Annotated in this window: 13 protein-coding genes; 2 read left to right on the forward strand and 11 right to left on the reverse strand. The window is 69.1% G+C overall.

Annotated features, from left to right (window positions below):
* Positions 1–39: 39 nt before the first annotated feature.
* Together V7E05_RS01775 and V7E05_RS01780 are read right to left on the reverse strand one after the other, a co-directional pair.
* Positions 40–1,335: a deoxyguanosinetriphosphate triphosphohydrolase gene (locus tag V7E05_RS01775; protein WP_442891566.1), complete on the reverse strand. Its 1,296-nt coding sequence runs from the start codon at positions 1,333–1,335 to the stop codon at positions 40–42.
* A 205-nt stretch (positions 1,336–1,540) separates the two neighbouring features.
* On the reverse strand, positions 1,541–2,920 hold the full coding sequence (locus V7E05_RS01780) for a glycine--tRNA ligase (protein WP_333617964.1): 1,380 nt from the start codon (positions 2,918–2,920) through the stop codon (positions 1,541–1,543).
* A gap of 200 nt (positions 2,921–3,120) precedes the next feature.
* On the opposite strand from V7E05_RS01780, the gene V7E05_RS01785 reads away from it, so the two are divergent.
* Positions 3,121–3,654 carry a Fur family transcriptional regulator gene (locus V7E05_RS01785; protein WP_333617965.1) on the forward strand — a complete coding sequence of 178 codons (534 nt, stop codon included), beginning with the start codon at positions 3,121–3,123 and terminating at the stop codon, positions 3,652–3,654.
* On the opposite strand, the gene V7E05_RS01790 is transcribed toward V7E05_RS01785, so the two are convergent.
* The 9 genes from V7E05_RS01790 to hrcA form a co-directional block, all read right to left on the reverse strand.
* Positions 3,647–4,462, reverse strand: a complete 816-nt coding sequence (locus V7E05_RS01790) for an isoprenyl transferase (protein ID WP_333617966.1) — start codon at positions 4,460–4,462, stop codon at positions 3,647–3,649. The two genes, V7E05_RS01785 and V7E05_RS01790, sit on opposite strands and share 8 nt — an antisense overlap.
* Entirely contained in the window at positions 4,446–5,315 is an 870-nt protein-coding gene (recO, locus tag V7E05_RS01795; protein WP_333617967.1) for a DNA repair protein RecO, read from the reverse strand. The genes V7E05_RS01790 and recO overlap by 17 nt, the downstream gene beginning before the upstream one ends.
* Before the next feature lie 114 nt (positions 5,316–5,429).
* The gene (era, locus tag V7E05_RS01800) at positions 5,430–6,338 is read right to left on the reverse strand and encodes a GTPase Era (protein ID WP_333617968.1); all 909 of its coding nucleotides are present in this window, start codon (positions 6,336–6,338) and stop codon (positions 5,430–5,432) included.
* The gene (locus V7E05_RS01805) at positions 6,328–7,719 is read right to left on the reverse strand and encodes a hemolysin family protein (protein WP_333617969.1); all 1,392 of its coding nucleotides are present in this window, start codon (positions 7,717–7,719) and stop codon (positions 6,328–6,330) included. Before V7E05_RS01805 ends, era begins: the two co-directional genes overlap by 11 nt.
* 25 nt (positions 7,720–7,744) lie before the next feature.
* Complete coding sequence (gene ybeY, locus V7E05_RS01810) at positions 7,745–8,218, reverse strand: rRNA maturation RNase YbeY (protein WP_333617970.1); 474 nt, start codon at positions 8,216–8,218, stop codon at positions 7,745–7,747.
* On the reverse strand, positions 8,215–9,345 hold the full coding sequence (locus tag V7E05_RS01815; protein WP_442891567.1) for a PhoH family protein: 1,131 nt from the start codon (positions 9,343–9,345) through the stop codon (positions 8,215–8,217). The genes ybeY and V7E05_RS01815 overlap by 4 nt, the downstream gene beginning before the upstream one ends.
* Positions 9,346–9,470: 125 nt before the next feature.
* Entirely contained in the window at positions 9,471–10,283 is an 813-nt protein-coding gene (locus V7E05_RS01820) for a 16S rRNA (uracil(1498)-N(3))-methyltransferase (protein ID WP_333617971.1), read from the reverse strand.
* 7 nt (positions 10,284–10,290) lie between these two features.
* The gene (gene dnaJ, locus V7E05_RS01825) at positions 10,291–11,442 is read right to left on the reverse strand and encodes a molecular chaperone DnaJ (protein ID WP_333617972.1); all 1,152 of its coding nucleotides are present in this window, start codon (positions 11,440–11,442) and stop codon (positions 10,291–10,293) included.
* 76 nt (positions 11,443–11,518) lie between these two features.
* Positions 11,519–12,556 (reverse strand): heat-inducible transcriptional repressor HrcA, encoded by a 1,038-nt coding sequence (hrcA, locus tag V7E05_RS01830; RefSeq protein WP_333617973.1) that lies wholly within the window; start codon positions 12,554–12,556, stop codon positions 11,519–11,521.
* A 94-nt stretch (positions 12,557–12,650) separates the two neighbouring features.
* Here hrcA and V7E05_RS01835 point away from each other — a divergent pair, with 94 nt between their 5' ends.
* Positions 12,651–13,217: a DUF1697 domain-containing protein gene (locus V7E05_RS01835; protein WP_333617974.1), complete on the forward strand. Its 567-nt coding sequence runs from the start codon at positions 12,651–12,653 to the stop codon at positions 13,215–13,217.
* Positions 13,218–13,240 lie beyond the last annotated feature (23 nt).

Raw genomic sequence — 13,240 nt, forward strand, 5'->3', positions numbered from 1 at the left:
CGCTCGGGGGCGGCCCCATCCCGCCTAGCCCCAGGCCACCTAGCCCCAGGCGGCCGAGACCCCGGCGATCTGCCGGTCGATCCGCTCCAGCCTGGACTCGGTGTACAGCGAGATTTGGTCGACCACGGCCCGCAGTCGCTCGGCATCCGATCCCGCGCTCTCCCATCCGGGAACGAGCGCGGGATCGAGGCTCGCCGGCGCCGCGCCGAGGAGGTAATCGGCGACGCGGTGGATCCGGTCGCGCTGCCGGTCCTGCCGCGACCTATGGCCGGGATCGAGCATTACGTAGCGCACGGCCATCGTCTTGAGCAGCACGACCTCGGCGAGCACCTCGGGCGCGGTCACCAGGTCGGCGCTGTACCGGCAGTGCGGGCCAGGGCCGAAGCGCTCCTGCGTCGCCTCGATCGCAGGCGCCACGAACCGTCCCACCATGCCCGAGGTGAACGCCTTGAGATCCACGAGGCCCGTGAAGCCGGGCTCGTAGTGGTGGAGCTTCCTGACGGCGGAGCTCCGCGCCAGCGTCTCGGCCGCGCGCTCGAGTTCCGGGGCGTCGCAGTCGGAGAAGTGCCGGGCACCTAGGGCCGCGAGCTCGGTCACCTCTGCGTCGTCGTCAAGGATCGCCATATCGAGGCGCCCGGCGAGGATCGCGTCCTCGACGTCGTGCACCGAATACGCGACGTCGTCCGAATAGTCCATGATCTGTGACTCGAGGGAGCGCCGCTCTCCCGGCGCTCCCTCGCGGATCCACGCGAGGATTCCGGCGTCCTCGGGGTAGGCCCCGAACTTCGAGGTCCCCTCCCTCGGCGTCCACGGGTACTTCGTCGCCGCGTCGAGCGCCGCGCGCGTGAGGTTGAGGCCGACCGAAACCGTTCCGCCCTCGCCATCGGCGACGACCTTCGGCTCGAGCCGGGCGAGGATCCGCAGCGTCTGGGCGTTGCCTTCGAAGCCGCCGCACCCGGCGGCGACTTCGGCGAGCGCGGTCTCCCCGTTGTGCCCGTACGGCGGGTGCCCGATGTCGTGGGCGAGGCCCGCGAGATCACACAGGTCCATGTCCGCGCCGAGCCCGGAGCCTATCGAGCGCGCGATCTGCGCGACCTCGAGCGAGTGTGTGAGCCGGGTGCGCGGGATGTCGCCGTCCCCGGGCCCAACGACCTGCGTCTTGTCCGCGAGGCGACGGATGGCGGCGGAGTGGAGGACACGGGCGCGGTCGCGCTCGAACTCGGTTCGGCGCGTCGCCGGGGGCTCGGGGACCATTCGCTCCACGTCGCGGGGCGAATACTTCGCCACGCCCTGCGGCCTCACCGCAGCCTCGCGTGCCTCGTCGTCCTGGCTCACAGCGCCCGTTCCACCTCTCTCGTCCTCCGCTACCCGCATCCGGGAGCGGTCTTTTGCAATCTCCGATTTTCCGCCGTCATAGACCGAACCCACACGAGGCGCGCGGGGGCGCGGGCTCATGTGGGTCCGGAAGGGGTTATTCGATTGGCCGGTCTTGTGGCAGCGCGGGCCGTGCCCGGGTTCCTGCCTCGGTGCGCTTCCCGATCTACGCCCCGACGAGGCGCTCGGCGAGGTAGCGCTCGACCTGGTCGATGGCGATCCGCTCCTGCGCCATGGAATCGCGCTCGCGGATGGTCACGGCTTGGTCGTCGAGAGTGTCGAAGTCCACCGTGATGCAGAACGGCGTGCCGATCTCGTCCTGGCGACGGTAGCGGCGGCCGATGGCCTGGGCATCGTCGAAGTCGATGTTCCAGTTCTTGCGCAGCTGGTTCGCGAGGTCCCGGGCCTTCGGCGACAGGTTCTCGTGGCGCGAGAGCGGCAGCACCGCGGCCTTGACCGGGGCGAGGCGCCGGTCGAGCCTCAGCACCGTGCGCTTGTCGACACCGCCCTTCGAGTTCGGCGCCTCGTCCTCGGTATAGGCGTCGATGAGGAACGCCATGAACGAGCGGGTGAGGCCCGCCGCAGGCTCGATGACGAACGGTATGTAGCGCTCGCCCGAGGCCTGGTCGAAGTACGACAGATCCTCGCCGGAGGCCTTCGAGTGGGTCGAGAGGTCGTAGTCCGTGCGGTTGGCGACGCCCTCGAGCTCACCCCACTTGGAACCGGCGAAGTGGAAGGCGTACTCGATGTCCACGGTGCGCTTCGAGTAGTGCGAGAGCTTCTCTTCGGGGTGCTCGAACAGGCGGAGGTTGTCCGGATTGATGCCGAGCTCGGTGTACCAATCGAAGCGCTGGTCGATCCAGTACTGGTGCCACTCTTCGTCTTCGCCCGGCTTGACGAAGAACTCCATCTCCATCTGCTCGAACTCGCGGGTGCGGAAGATGAAGTTGCCGGGGGTGATCTCGTTGCGGAAGCTCTTGCCGATCTGGCCGATGCCGAACGGCGGCTTGAGCCGCGCGGTCTGCAGCACGTTCGAGAAGTTGACGAAGATGCCCTGCGCGGTCTCCGGGCGCAGGTAGTGCAGGCCCTCGGTGTCGGCGACGGGGCCGAGGTAGGTCTTCATCAGGCCCGAGAACTCGCGGGGCTCGGTCCAGTTGCCGGGCTGGCCCGTGTCGGGGTCCTTGATGTCGGCGAGGCCGTTCTCCGGCGGGTGGCCGTGCTTCTCCTCGTAGGCCTCGAGGAGGTGGTCGGCGCGGAATCGCTTGTGAGTGTAGAGGCTTTCGACGAGCGGGTCGGAGAACACCTCGACGTGGCCCGAGGCCTCCCACACCTGGCGCGGGAGGATCACCGACGAGTCGAGGCCCACGACATCGCCGCGGCCCTGCACCATGGACTTCCACCACTGGCGCTTGATGTTGTCCTTGAGCTCGACGCCGAGCGGACCGTAGTCCCACGCCGACCTGGTACCGCCGTAGATCTCGCCGCAGGGGTAGACGAGGCCGCGACGCTTACACAGGTTGACGACGGTGTCGATCACAGATGCCACTTGGTTCTCTCCATCTCGCTAGCGGTGTCCCCTTATCGCGCTGGCTGCGACGACAGTATCGGGAGACGCATCAGCCGGTCTCCGGCAATCCTAGCCGTCATGCCCGCCGCACGGTCCGCCGCCTTGCGCGGGTTTGCGATACTGGCGGGAGTACCCCACCCGGGAACGCCCAACCGTCGAACGCCAAGGAGGTCGGCGCCGTGCCCTCAACGGACCCAGCCTCGAGCTCACGACCCGCCGCGATCCCGCCCGGACCCGGGACCGCGTCAGAGTCCGCGGCACCGTACGCATCAGCGACCACGTCGCCGCGCCTAGGTGTTCGTTCGACGCGGCAACGCGAGGCGATCGCCGAGCTCCTCGACCGCCAGCAGGTTTTCATCTCCGCCCAAGACGTGCACGCGGAGCTGCGCGCGGCCGGGCAGCGGATCGGGCTCACCACCGTGTACCGGACGCTGCAGTCGATGGTCGATCTCGGCGCTGTCGACACCCTCCGGAATGACGCCGGCGAGCAGCTCTTCCGACGGTGTTCCGATCATCATCACCACCACCTCGTGTGCCGCGGCTGCGGGCGCACCGTGGAGGTGCAGGCCGATACCGTCGAGCGGTGGACGAGGTCGGTCGCCGCCGCGAACGGGTTCTCCGAGGTGCAGCACACGATCGAGCTGGTCGGACTGTGCGCCGACTGCGCGGCCCGCGGCGAGCCGGGCCAGGGCGAGCCAGGTCGAGCTACTTGACCCCGCCGAAGCGCCGGTCGCGCTTGGCGTAATCGAGGCACGCTTCCCACAGGTCGAGCCGGGAGAAATCCGGGAACAGGGTCGACTGGAACACGAACTCCGCGTAGGCGGACTGCCACAGCAGGAAGTTCGAGGTCCGCAGCTCGCCCGAAGGGCGCAGGAACATGTCGACGTCCGGCATGTCCGGCTCGTCGAGGTAGCCCGCGAAGGACTTCTCCGTGATGTACTCCGGATCGAGCTCCCCCGCCGCGGCACGGCGCGCGATCTCCCGTGCGGCATCGACGATCTCGGCGCGCCCGCCGTAGTTGACGCACATCGCCAGGGTCATCACCGTGTTGTTCTTCGTAAGCTCCTCGGCGGTCTCCAGCTCGGAGATCACCGATTTCCAGAGCTTCGGCCTGCGCCCTGCCCAGCGCACGCGGACGCCCATCTCGTGGAGCTCGTCTCGCCGGCGCTGGAGCACGCCGCGGTTGAAGCCCATGAGGAAGCGCACCTCCTCGGGGCTGCGCTTCCAGTTCTCGGTCGAGAACGCGTACGCGCTGAGGTACGGGATCCCCATCTCGATGCAGCCCTGCACGACGTCGAGGAGCACACCTTCGCCCCGCTTATGCCCCTCGGTGCGCGCGAGCCCCCGCTCCTGTGCCCAGCGACCGTTCCCGTCCATGACGAGCGCAACGTGCTGCGGGACGAACTGCGCGGGGATCTCTGGCGGCTTAGCCCCCGAGGGGTGCGGCGGCGGAGGGGTGGCGTTCGCAGGAGTCACCGCGCCGGCGGCGGCCGTCTTCGAACGCCTAGGCAGGAGCGCCATACGGGTGTTCCCTTCTGTCGAGCTGGGCGGCGGGTCCCCCACCATATCGGGCATGACGGCGGACGCCGGATTCCCCGGAGAGCAGCTCCAACGTGTGCAGCGAGCGCTCGGTGTGCCACTGCAGGTGCGCGGCGACGAGATCCTTGGACTGCCTGATGACCTGTTCGGGCGCCGCCTCCACGTCCTTCCACCTGCCGTGGAGGAGGGCATCGAGGGTCTCCGGGACACCCTGGCGCGGAGTGAGGCTGCCCGCCGGCCGGCAGTGCACGCACACCGCCCCGCCCGAGGGGACGTGATACGCGCGGTGGGGACCCACGACCCCGCAGCGGGCGCAGGCGAGGAGCACCGGCTCCCAGCCCGCGACCTGGAGCGCCCGGAGCACGAAAGAGGCGGCGACGAGCGCGGGTTCGCGCCGCGATTCGGCGATCGAGCGGAACGCGAGCACGAGCATTCGGAGGATGCGCGGCTCGCCTCCGGCCAGGTGCTCGGCCGCCTCCAGCATCGCGCACGCGGCCGTGTACGTGGGCCAGTCCGCCGTGATCTGTGCGGAGAAGCCCTCGATGGTCTCGGCGTTGCGGATGATCGCGAGGCCGCCGTCCCCGAACGGCGTGCCGAGGCCGACCATCCCCGGGGAGCCGCTGCCCATTCCCCCGCCGCGTCGACTGGGGACGAACTCGACCTCTACGTATGTGAAGGGCTCGAGGCGCGAGCCGAATTTGGAACGAGTGCGGCGAACGGCCTTCGCCACTCCGCGCACGATTCCGTGCTCGAGACACAGGAGGGTGATGATGCGGTCGGCCTCGCCGAGGTCGCAGGTGCGCAGCACGAGGGCGGAGTCCCTGACAGGATGCATGATCTCCCCCTACCTGATGCCCGTGAACCGTCGCCGACGATTCTAGTTCGCCGGTGCGTCACTTCCGCGTGGCGCGCGGAGCCCGGGCTCGAGCCTTAGACCTGGAACCAGCCCCTAGAAACCGAGCCGGCCGAGGTAGCGCGGATCGCGCTGCCAGTCCTTGAGCACCTTGACATGGAGATCGAGGTACACCTTCTTGCCGAGCAGTTCAGCGATCCCCTGGCGCGCGCGAGTGCCGACCTCGCGCATGCGCGAACCGCGGCGACCGATGACGATGGCCTTCTGGCTGTCCCTCTCGACGACCACAGAGGCGTGGATGTCGACGAGATCGTCGCGCCCCTCACGGGGGATGATCTCGTCGATGATGACGGCGATCGAGTGCGGCAGCTCGTCGCGGACGCCTTCGAGCGCCGCCTCGCGGATGAGCTCGGCGATGCGCGTCTCGTCGTCCTCGTCCGTGACCACGTCCTCCGGGTAGAAGCGCGGCCCCTCGGGCAGGTGCGAGACGATGACGTCGGCGACCGTGTCGACCTGGCGGCCCATCGTCGCCGAGACCGGGACCACGTCGGCATCGGGGCCGAGCAGCTCCGAGACGGCAACGAGCTGCGCGGCCACGGCGTCCTGGGTTACGGCGTCGATCTTCGTCACGACCCCGATGATCGGCGTCTTGGGCGCGAGCTCGCGGACGCGACCGAGGATCCACCGGTCGCCCGGACCGATCTTCTCCCCCGCGGGCACACACATGCCGATGACGTCGACATCGCTGTACGTGTCCTCGACGAGCGCGTTGAGCCGCTCGCCGAGCAGCGTGCGCGGGCGGTGGAGGCCCGGAGTGTCGACGATGATGATTTGGGCGTTCTCGCGGTTGAGGATGCCTCGGATCGTGTGCCTGGTGGTCTGCGGCCGGTTCGAGGTGATGGCGATCTTCTCGCCGACCAGCGCGTTGGTGAGCGTCGACTTCCCCGTGTTCGGGCGCCCCACGAAGGAGACGAAACCGGAGTGGAACCGGGTCTCATCGGTCATTGTCGTTCTCCTCGTCGGACGTGTTCTCGTTTGTCTTTTTCGCGTGCGGGTTCGAGCTCGGATCCGCTCCCGAATCCGGCCGGGTCGCGGGTTCGAGCGCACGCCCGCGGACGGTGCTGACCCGGATCCGCCCGCGCCTGTCGGTGCCGCCCTCCGCGACGAGCTCGATACCGTTCGAGCGGACCCGGGTGCCGGGCAGCGGCACGCGACCGAGCTCGTAGGCGAGAAGGCCGGCGACCGTATCGGCCTCGTCGACGGTCTCGGCGTCGAACTCGACCCCGAACAGCTCGGCGACCTCGTCAAGCGGGAGCCGCGCGGACATGCGGTACCAGCCGTCCTCCGCTTCCTCGATCGGCGCGACCTCGGTGGAATCGTGCTCGTCGACGATCTCGCCGACGATCTCCTCGAGGATGTCCTCGATGGAGACGAGCCCCGCGACGCCGCCGTACTCGTCGATGAGCACGGCGAGATGATTCCTTCGCCGCTGCATCTCGGCGAGCAGGTCGTCCGCGCGCTTGGTGTCGGGCTCGAAATTCGCCGGCTGCATCACGGCCGAGACCAGCGAGGTCGCCGCGGCGGAATACGATTCGCTGCTCTCGGTGGCCGACTCGACGAGGTCCCGCAGGTAGGCCACGCCCACCACGTCGTCGACGTCCTCGCCGATCACGGGGATCCGCGAGTGCCCGGAGCGCACGGCGAGGCGCAGCGCCTGCGAAATGGTCTTGTCCTTCTCGATCCACACGATCTCGGGGCGCGGGGTCATGATCTCGCGCGCCAAGGTCTGGTCGAGTTCGAAGACCGACTGGATCATCTTCGATTCGCCCTCGGCCACCACTCCGCGCTCGCGCGCCAGGTCGACTATTTCCAGGAGCTCGATCTCGCCCGCGAACGGGCCGTTGCGGAATCCGCGGCCCGGCGTCACCGCGTTACTGAGCACGATGAGCAGCCGCACCACGGGCCGGAGGAGCACACCGAGCCAGAGCAGCGGAAGGGCCGCGACGAGAGAGATCGAGTAGGCGTTCTGCCGGCCGAGGGTGCGCGGCCACACGCCGGCGACGACGAAGGCCAGGGCCGTCATCGCCGCGACGCCCACGACGACGCCCCAGATGGAATGCGACATGAGCGCGGTGAAGAACGTGACCACCTGCACCGAGGCCGCCACGAGGCACACCGTATAGAGCAGCACGCTGAGGTTGATGTACTGCGGCCTCGCCCGGAGCACGCCGAGCAGGCGCCGCGCGCCCATCCGCTCTTCGCGCTCGAGCTCCTCGACCCGCGCCACCGACACGGTGGACAGCGCGGCGTCGACCGCGGCGAAGAGCCCGGCCAGCGGGATGAGCAACAGACCCACCACGAGGGTCCAGTCGAATGCGTCGGTCAATGCCTCCACGAAGAGCTACCGGCGCCTAGCCCGCATCGCCGGAGCGCTCGTCGTACCACTCGGCCAGGAGCTCGGCCTGGAGGGCGAACATCTCGCGCTCCTCCGCCGGCTCGGCGTGGTCGTAGCCGAGCAGGTGGAGGCAGCCGTGGACGGTGAGGATCGCGAGCTCGTGCGCGAGCGGGTGTCCCGAGGACGCGGCCTGATCGGCGGCGAACTCGGGGCACAGGACGAGGTCCCCGAGCATCGCTGGACCCGCCTCCGCGCGGTCGGGGTGGCTGCCGGGGGTCAGCTCGTCCATGGGAAAGCTCAGCACGTCCGTGGGACCCGGCAGGTCCATCCACTGCACGTGCAGGTCGGACATCGTGTCGACGTCGACGAGCGTGATCGCGAGCTCCGCCGCCGGGTGCACGTCCATCCGCGAGATGACGAACGAGGCCACGGAGATGAGGTCCTCCCCCTCGATCTCGATGCCCGACTCATTGGCTATTTCGATGCTCAATTGCGGCCCTTTCCACGCTGCGGGTTCGCAGGTCCCCGCCCGGCGCGTCCGTGGAGCGGTTGACGGCGCTCGGCACGATTCCCCCCGGAGGGGTCCTCTCCCTTTGCGCGTCGCTTGTCGTACGAATCGTAGGCCTCGACGATCCTGCTCACGAGGTTGTGGCGGACCACGTCCTTCGAGGTGAGTCGCGAGAACGAGATGTCGTCGACCCCGTCGAGAATGTCCTGGACAACGGCGAGCCCGGACCGCTGTCCGCCCGGCAGGTCGACCTGGGAGCCGTCGCCGGTGACCACGATGGTGGAGCCGAAGCCGAGGCGGGTGAGGAACATCTTCATCTGCTCGGGCGTCGTGTTTTGCGCCTCGTCGAGAATGATGAACGCGTCGTTGAGGGTCCGCCCACGCATGTACGCCAGTGGCGCCACCTCGATGACCCCGGCCGCCATGAGCTTCGGGATCGCCTCGGGGTCCATCATGTCGTGCAGCGCGTCGTAGAGCGGCCGCATGTAGGGGTCGATCTTGTCGTTGAGCGCGCCCGGGAGGAAGCCGAGCCGCTCCCCCGCCTCGACCGCCGGGCGGGTGAGGATAATCCTGTCGACCTCCTTCGCCGAGAGCGCCGCGACCGCCTTCGCGATGGCAAGGTACGTCTTGCCCGTGCCGGCCGGGCCGAGCCCGAAGACGATGGTGTGCTCGTCGATCGCGTCGACGTACTTCTTCTGCCCCAGGGTCTTCGGCCGGATCGTCTTGCCGCGGCGGCGGAGGATCTCCGCGGACAGCACGTCGGCAGCCGCCGGCGCCTCGGAATCGGAGGTGAGGTCGACTGATCGATGCACCGAATCCGGCGAGATGGTGACCCCCCTCAATGCCTGACGGCGCAGGTCCCCGATCACCTCGGAGGCGTGCGCCACGTCCTCGCGGGACCCCGATAGCGTGACCTGGCCGCCGCGGACGTGGATGTCCGCCGCGAGCTCCTCCTCGAGCACGCGCAGGTTCGCGTCCGCCGCGCCGAGCACGGCGAATGCGACGTCCGGCTCCAGCATGATGGTGGCCCTGGCCGCTTCGCCGTTGCCTACTGCGCCGTCATCCGTGGAAGTTACGGTGACCACTCCTTCTGTGCGTCCATGACGCATGTCTGTGCTTGTGTGTTCGTGTGACCGCACGTTGTCGGCCTGTTGTGCGGAACTCTGCCGGTGTACCGCCGGTCTCGCTTCGATTCTAGACCCTGTTGGGCGCCTCGCCCGGCGGCGAAGGAACGCTATCCGCCCCAGCGTCCGGTGAGCACCCCGATCGCTCCGAGCGCCACGGCGGCTGCGGTCGACGTGCGCAGCACCTCGGGGCCGAGGAGCGCCGGGACCGCGCCTGCGGAGCGCAGCGCCTCGATCTCCGCCGGGGAGACGCCGCCCTCGGGACCGACGACGAGCACGAGGCGTCCTGGGGTCGCCGCTTCGGCGCCGGCAACGGCCGACCCGATGGCGTCGGCGAAGGGGCGCGATTCCTCCTCGTGGAGGACGACGACCAGCGCGCCTTCGTCGGTCCACTCGCGGACGAGGGCGGCGAGCGTCCGGCCCTCGACGAGCTCGCCGATCCGCGGCACGCGGGCGCGCCGCGCCTGCTTCGCCGCCGCGCGCGCGGCGTTCTCCCATTTCGCGCGACCCTTCTCGGCCTTGCCGGAATTCTTGCCCGAGCCATTACTCGAGCCCTTGCCACCGGTCCAGCGCGAAACGCATCTCTCGGACTGCCACGGGACGATCTCGTCGGCGCCCGCCTCGGTGGCGAGGTCCACAGCGAGCTCGGAGCGTTCGGATTTGGGCAGCGCCTGCACCACGGTTACCCGCAGGCTCGGCTCGGGGACCTCGCGGCGCGCGAGCACCGTCGCCTCGACGGTTCCCTGCCCCGCGGACTCGACACGGCATTCGGCGAGCACGCCCGCGCCGTCGCCGACGAGCACGTCCTCCCCCGGGGCGAGGCGCAACGCGGAGGCGCCGTGCCGCCCCTCGGAGCCGTCGATCACGATGCGCTCGCCCTGGCCGGGGATCGGCCCGGTGATATGGAGCAAGGATGCGGACATCGGTGCTCTACCGCTGGTTGAAGGCCTGGCGCAGGCGAGAGAAGAGGGAGCCGGAGCGGGCGGAATCGGTGTCCACGAGCTCCGGGGCGTCCTTCGAGACCTCGCGCAGCTTGCGCATGGCCTCCTTCTGCTTGCCGTGCAGGTGCGTGGGCACCGCGACGTCGAGGTGGAGCACGAGGTCGCCGTGCGCGCCGCCGCGCACGTTCGGCATGCCCTTGCCCCGCATTCGCACGGTGTCACTCGGCTGCGTTCCCGCGTCGATCCGCACGTTGAGCTCCTCGCCGAGGATCGACTCCATGGTGATCTCCGAGCCGAGCGCGGCGTCGGCGACGGGCACGCGGATGCTCGCGTGGAGATCGTCGCCCTCGCGGACGAACACCGGGTGCTCGCGCTCGCGGATTTCGACGTACAGATCGCCCGCGGGTCCGCCGCCGGGGCCGACCTCGCCCTGGCCGGTGAGACGCACGCGGTTTCCAGTGGTCACTCCTGCCGGGACCTTCGCCGTCACGGTGCGGCGCTCGCGCACCCGGCCCTGCCCGCCACACGAGGCGCACGGATTGGTGATCACCTCGCCGGTGCCCTGGCAGTTGCTGCAGGGACGCGCCGTCATCACGTTGCCGAGCATGGTGCGCTGCACCGACTGGACCTCGCCCGCGCCGTTGCACACGTTGCAGGTGGTGGGCTTGGAGCCGTCGGCCGAGCCCTTTCCGTGGCAGGTCGTACACAGCACGGCCGTGTCGATCTGGATCTCCTTCTGCGTGCCCGTCGCGGCCTCCTCGAGGTCGATGGTCACGCGGACGAGGGAATCCGAGCCCGGCTGCACGCGCGAACGTGGGCGGCGCGAACCGCCGCCTCCACCGCCGCCGAAGAACGCGTCGAAGATGTCCCCGACGCCGCCGAAACCGCCGAAGCCGCCCGCTCCCGCACCGGGATCGCCGGCGCTGCCGAGGGGATCGCCGCCCATGTCGACGACTCGCCGCTTCTCGGGGTCGGAGAGAACCTCGTAGGCTGCGCCGATCTCGGCGAACTTCTCCGCCGCCTCGTCGGTGGAGTTGACGTCGGGGTGGTACTGCCGCGCCAGCTTCCTATACGACTTCTTGATTTCCGCGTCGCTAGCCGACCTGTCGACACCCAAGATGCCGTAGTAATCCCAAGCCACTCGTGCCTTCCTTTATGCGCTAAAGAGTTTTTCCGCAACGATTCTAGTTTCGTCGGGCGCAAATCCTAATCGGGCGTCAGCGCCCGGAGATGATCTGCCCGACGTACTGCGCCACCGCCGCCACCTGCGCCATCGTGCCCGGATAGTCCATGCGCGTGGGGCCGAGCACCCCCATGGAGCCGAGATAGTCGTGGCCGGAGCCGTACTGGCCGGCCACCACCGCCGTGCCCACCAGGTCCTCGGTGTTCGTCTCCCGCCCGATCTGCACGGTCACGTGCCCGGGCCCCGTTCCGAGTGAGCGCGCGGAGGCGAGGAGCTTGAGCAGGACCACCTGTTCCTCGAGAGCCTCGAGGACGCGCTGCAGGGAGCCGTCGAACTGCGCGGCATTGCGCGTGAGGTTCGCGGTGCCGCCGAGCAGCAGTCGCTTCTCCGGTTCCTCGACGAGCGACTCGATGAGCGCAGAGGAAAGCTGCACGGCGAACGGACGAATGTACTCGGGCGACTGCGCCGCCGCCTCGGCGAGGTCTGAGCTGGCATCTGCAAGCTTTTTCCCCGAAACGGCCTGGCCGAGAAGGGTGCGCAGCGCCGCGATGTCGTCCTCGGCAACCGTCGATCCCATCTCGACAACCCGCTGCTCCACGCGCCCGGTGTCGGTGATCACCACGAGGAGGATGCGGCTCGGCGTCAGGTCGACGACCTCGAGGTGCCGCACCTTCGCCTGGCTGAGGAGCGGGTACTGGATGACGGCGACCTGCTGGGTCAGCTGGGCGAGCAGGCGCACCGCGCGCCGGAGGACATCGTCGAGGTCTACCGCCTCGCCGAGGAAGCTCTGGATGGCGTGCCGCTCGGCCCGCGACAGCGGCTTGACCTCCTCGATTGAGTCGACGAACTGCCGGTAGCCCTTCTCCGTCGGCACGCGTCCCGAGGACGTGTGGGGCTGGGTGATGAGGCCCTCGTCCTCGAGTACGGCCATGTCGTTCCGAATCGTCGCGCTCGAGACGCCGAGGTTGTGCCTGTCCACGAGTGTCTTCGAGCCGACGGGCTCCTGGGAGGAGATGTAGTCCGAGACGATGGCCCGGAGGACCTGCGCCCTGCGGTCGTCGGTGCTCGACATGAGTTCTCCTCCTTCTCGTTCGCGACTTAGCTTTGGACACCAGCCTAGTGCCAGAGCCGGTGTCGGCGGCCCTCACCGGACCTACACTCTCCCCATGGACAGCGCGAGCTCCGATTCCCGGATCCCCCGAGTCATCGTCCTCCCTCGCGGGATCAACGTCGGCGGCAACAACAAGGTCCCCATGCCCGCGCTCCGCGATGCGCTCGCCCGGCGCGGTTACACCGGGGTCCGCACGCTGCTCGCGAGCGGGAACATCATCGTTCCCGACCCGGGAGGCGAGCGTGGCGCCGACACGGTATGCGATGCCGTCCGCGAGTGCATGGACACCGATTTCGGCGTCGCCGTGGACTGCGTCGCGCGCACGGATACGGAGATGCGGGACGTGCTCGCCGCCGATCCGTTCGGCAAGGTCGCGGTCAACGGATCGCGCTATCTCGTCACGTTTCTCTCCGCCCCTCTTTCGCCCGAGCTCGTCGCCGAGTACGAGGCGACGGACCTCGGGCCCGGCGAGTACGTCTTCGCCGGGCGTGAGGTGTTCACGTGGGCGCCCGAAGGCGTGCTCTCACTCCGCCTCGACTACTCCCGGCTCGCCAAAGACGCCGGCTGCGCGGCGACCGCGCGGAACTGGAATACCGTGGCGAAGATCGTCGCGGCCTTGTAGCGGCGCTGTCGGGCCCGCGCTGT

This window comes from Dietzia sp., from assembly GCF_036741115.1.
Taxonomy (GTDB): domain Bacteria; phylum Actinomycetota; class Actinomycetes; order Mycobacteriales; family Mycobacteriaceae; genus Dietzia.

Excerpts from the sequence above, each read along its gene's own strand:
- V7E05_RS01790 (WP_333617966.1), bottom strand. The coding sequence starts at position 4,462 with ATGGCGCTCCTGCCTAGGCGTTCGAAGACGGCCGCCGCCGGCGCGGTG.
- hrcA (WP_333617973.1), bottom strand. The coding sequence starts at position 12,556 with ATGTCGAGCACCGACGACCGCAGGGCGCAGGTCCTCCGGGCCATCGTC.
- V7E05_RS01835 (WP_333617974.1), top strand. The coding sequence starts at position 12,651 with ATGGACAGCGCGAGCTCCGATTCCCGGATCCCCCGAGTCATCGTCCTC.
- V7E05_RS01820 (WP_333617971.1), bottom strand. The coding sequence starts at position 10,283 with ATGTCCGCATCCTTGCTCCATATCACCGGGCCGATCCCCGGCCAGGGC.
- V7E05_RS01815 (WP_442891567.1), bottom strand. The coding sequence starts at position 9,345 with ATGCGTCATGGACGCACAGAAGGAGTGGTCACCGTAACTTCCACGGAT.
- recO (WP_333617967.1), bottom strand. The coding sequence starts at position 5,315 with ATGCATCCTGTCAGGGACTCCGCCCTCGTGCTGCGCACCTGCGACCTC.
- era (WP_333617968.1), bottom strand. The coding sequence starts at position 6,338 with ATGACCGATGAGACCCGGTTCCACTCCGGTTTCGTCTCCTTCGTGGGG.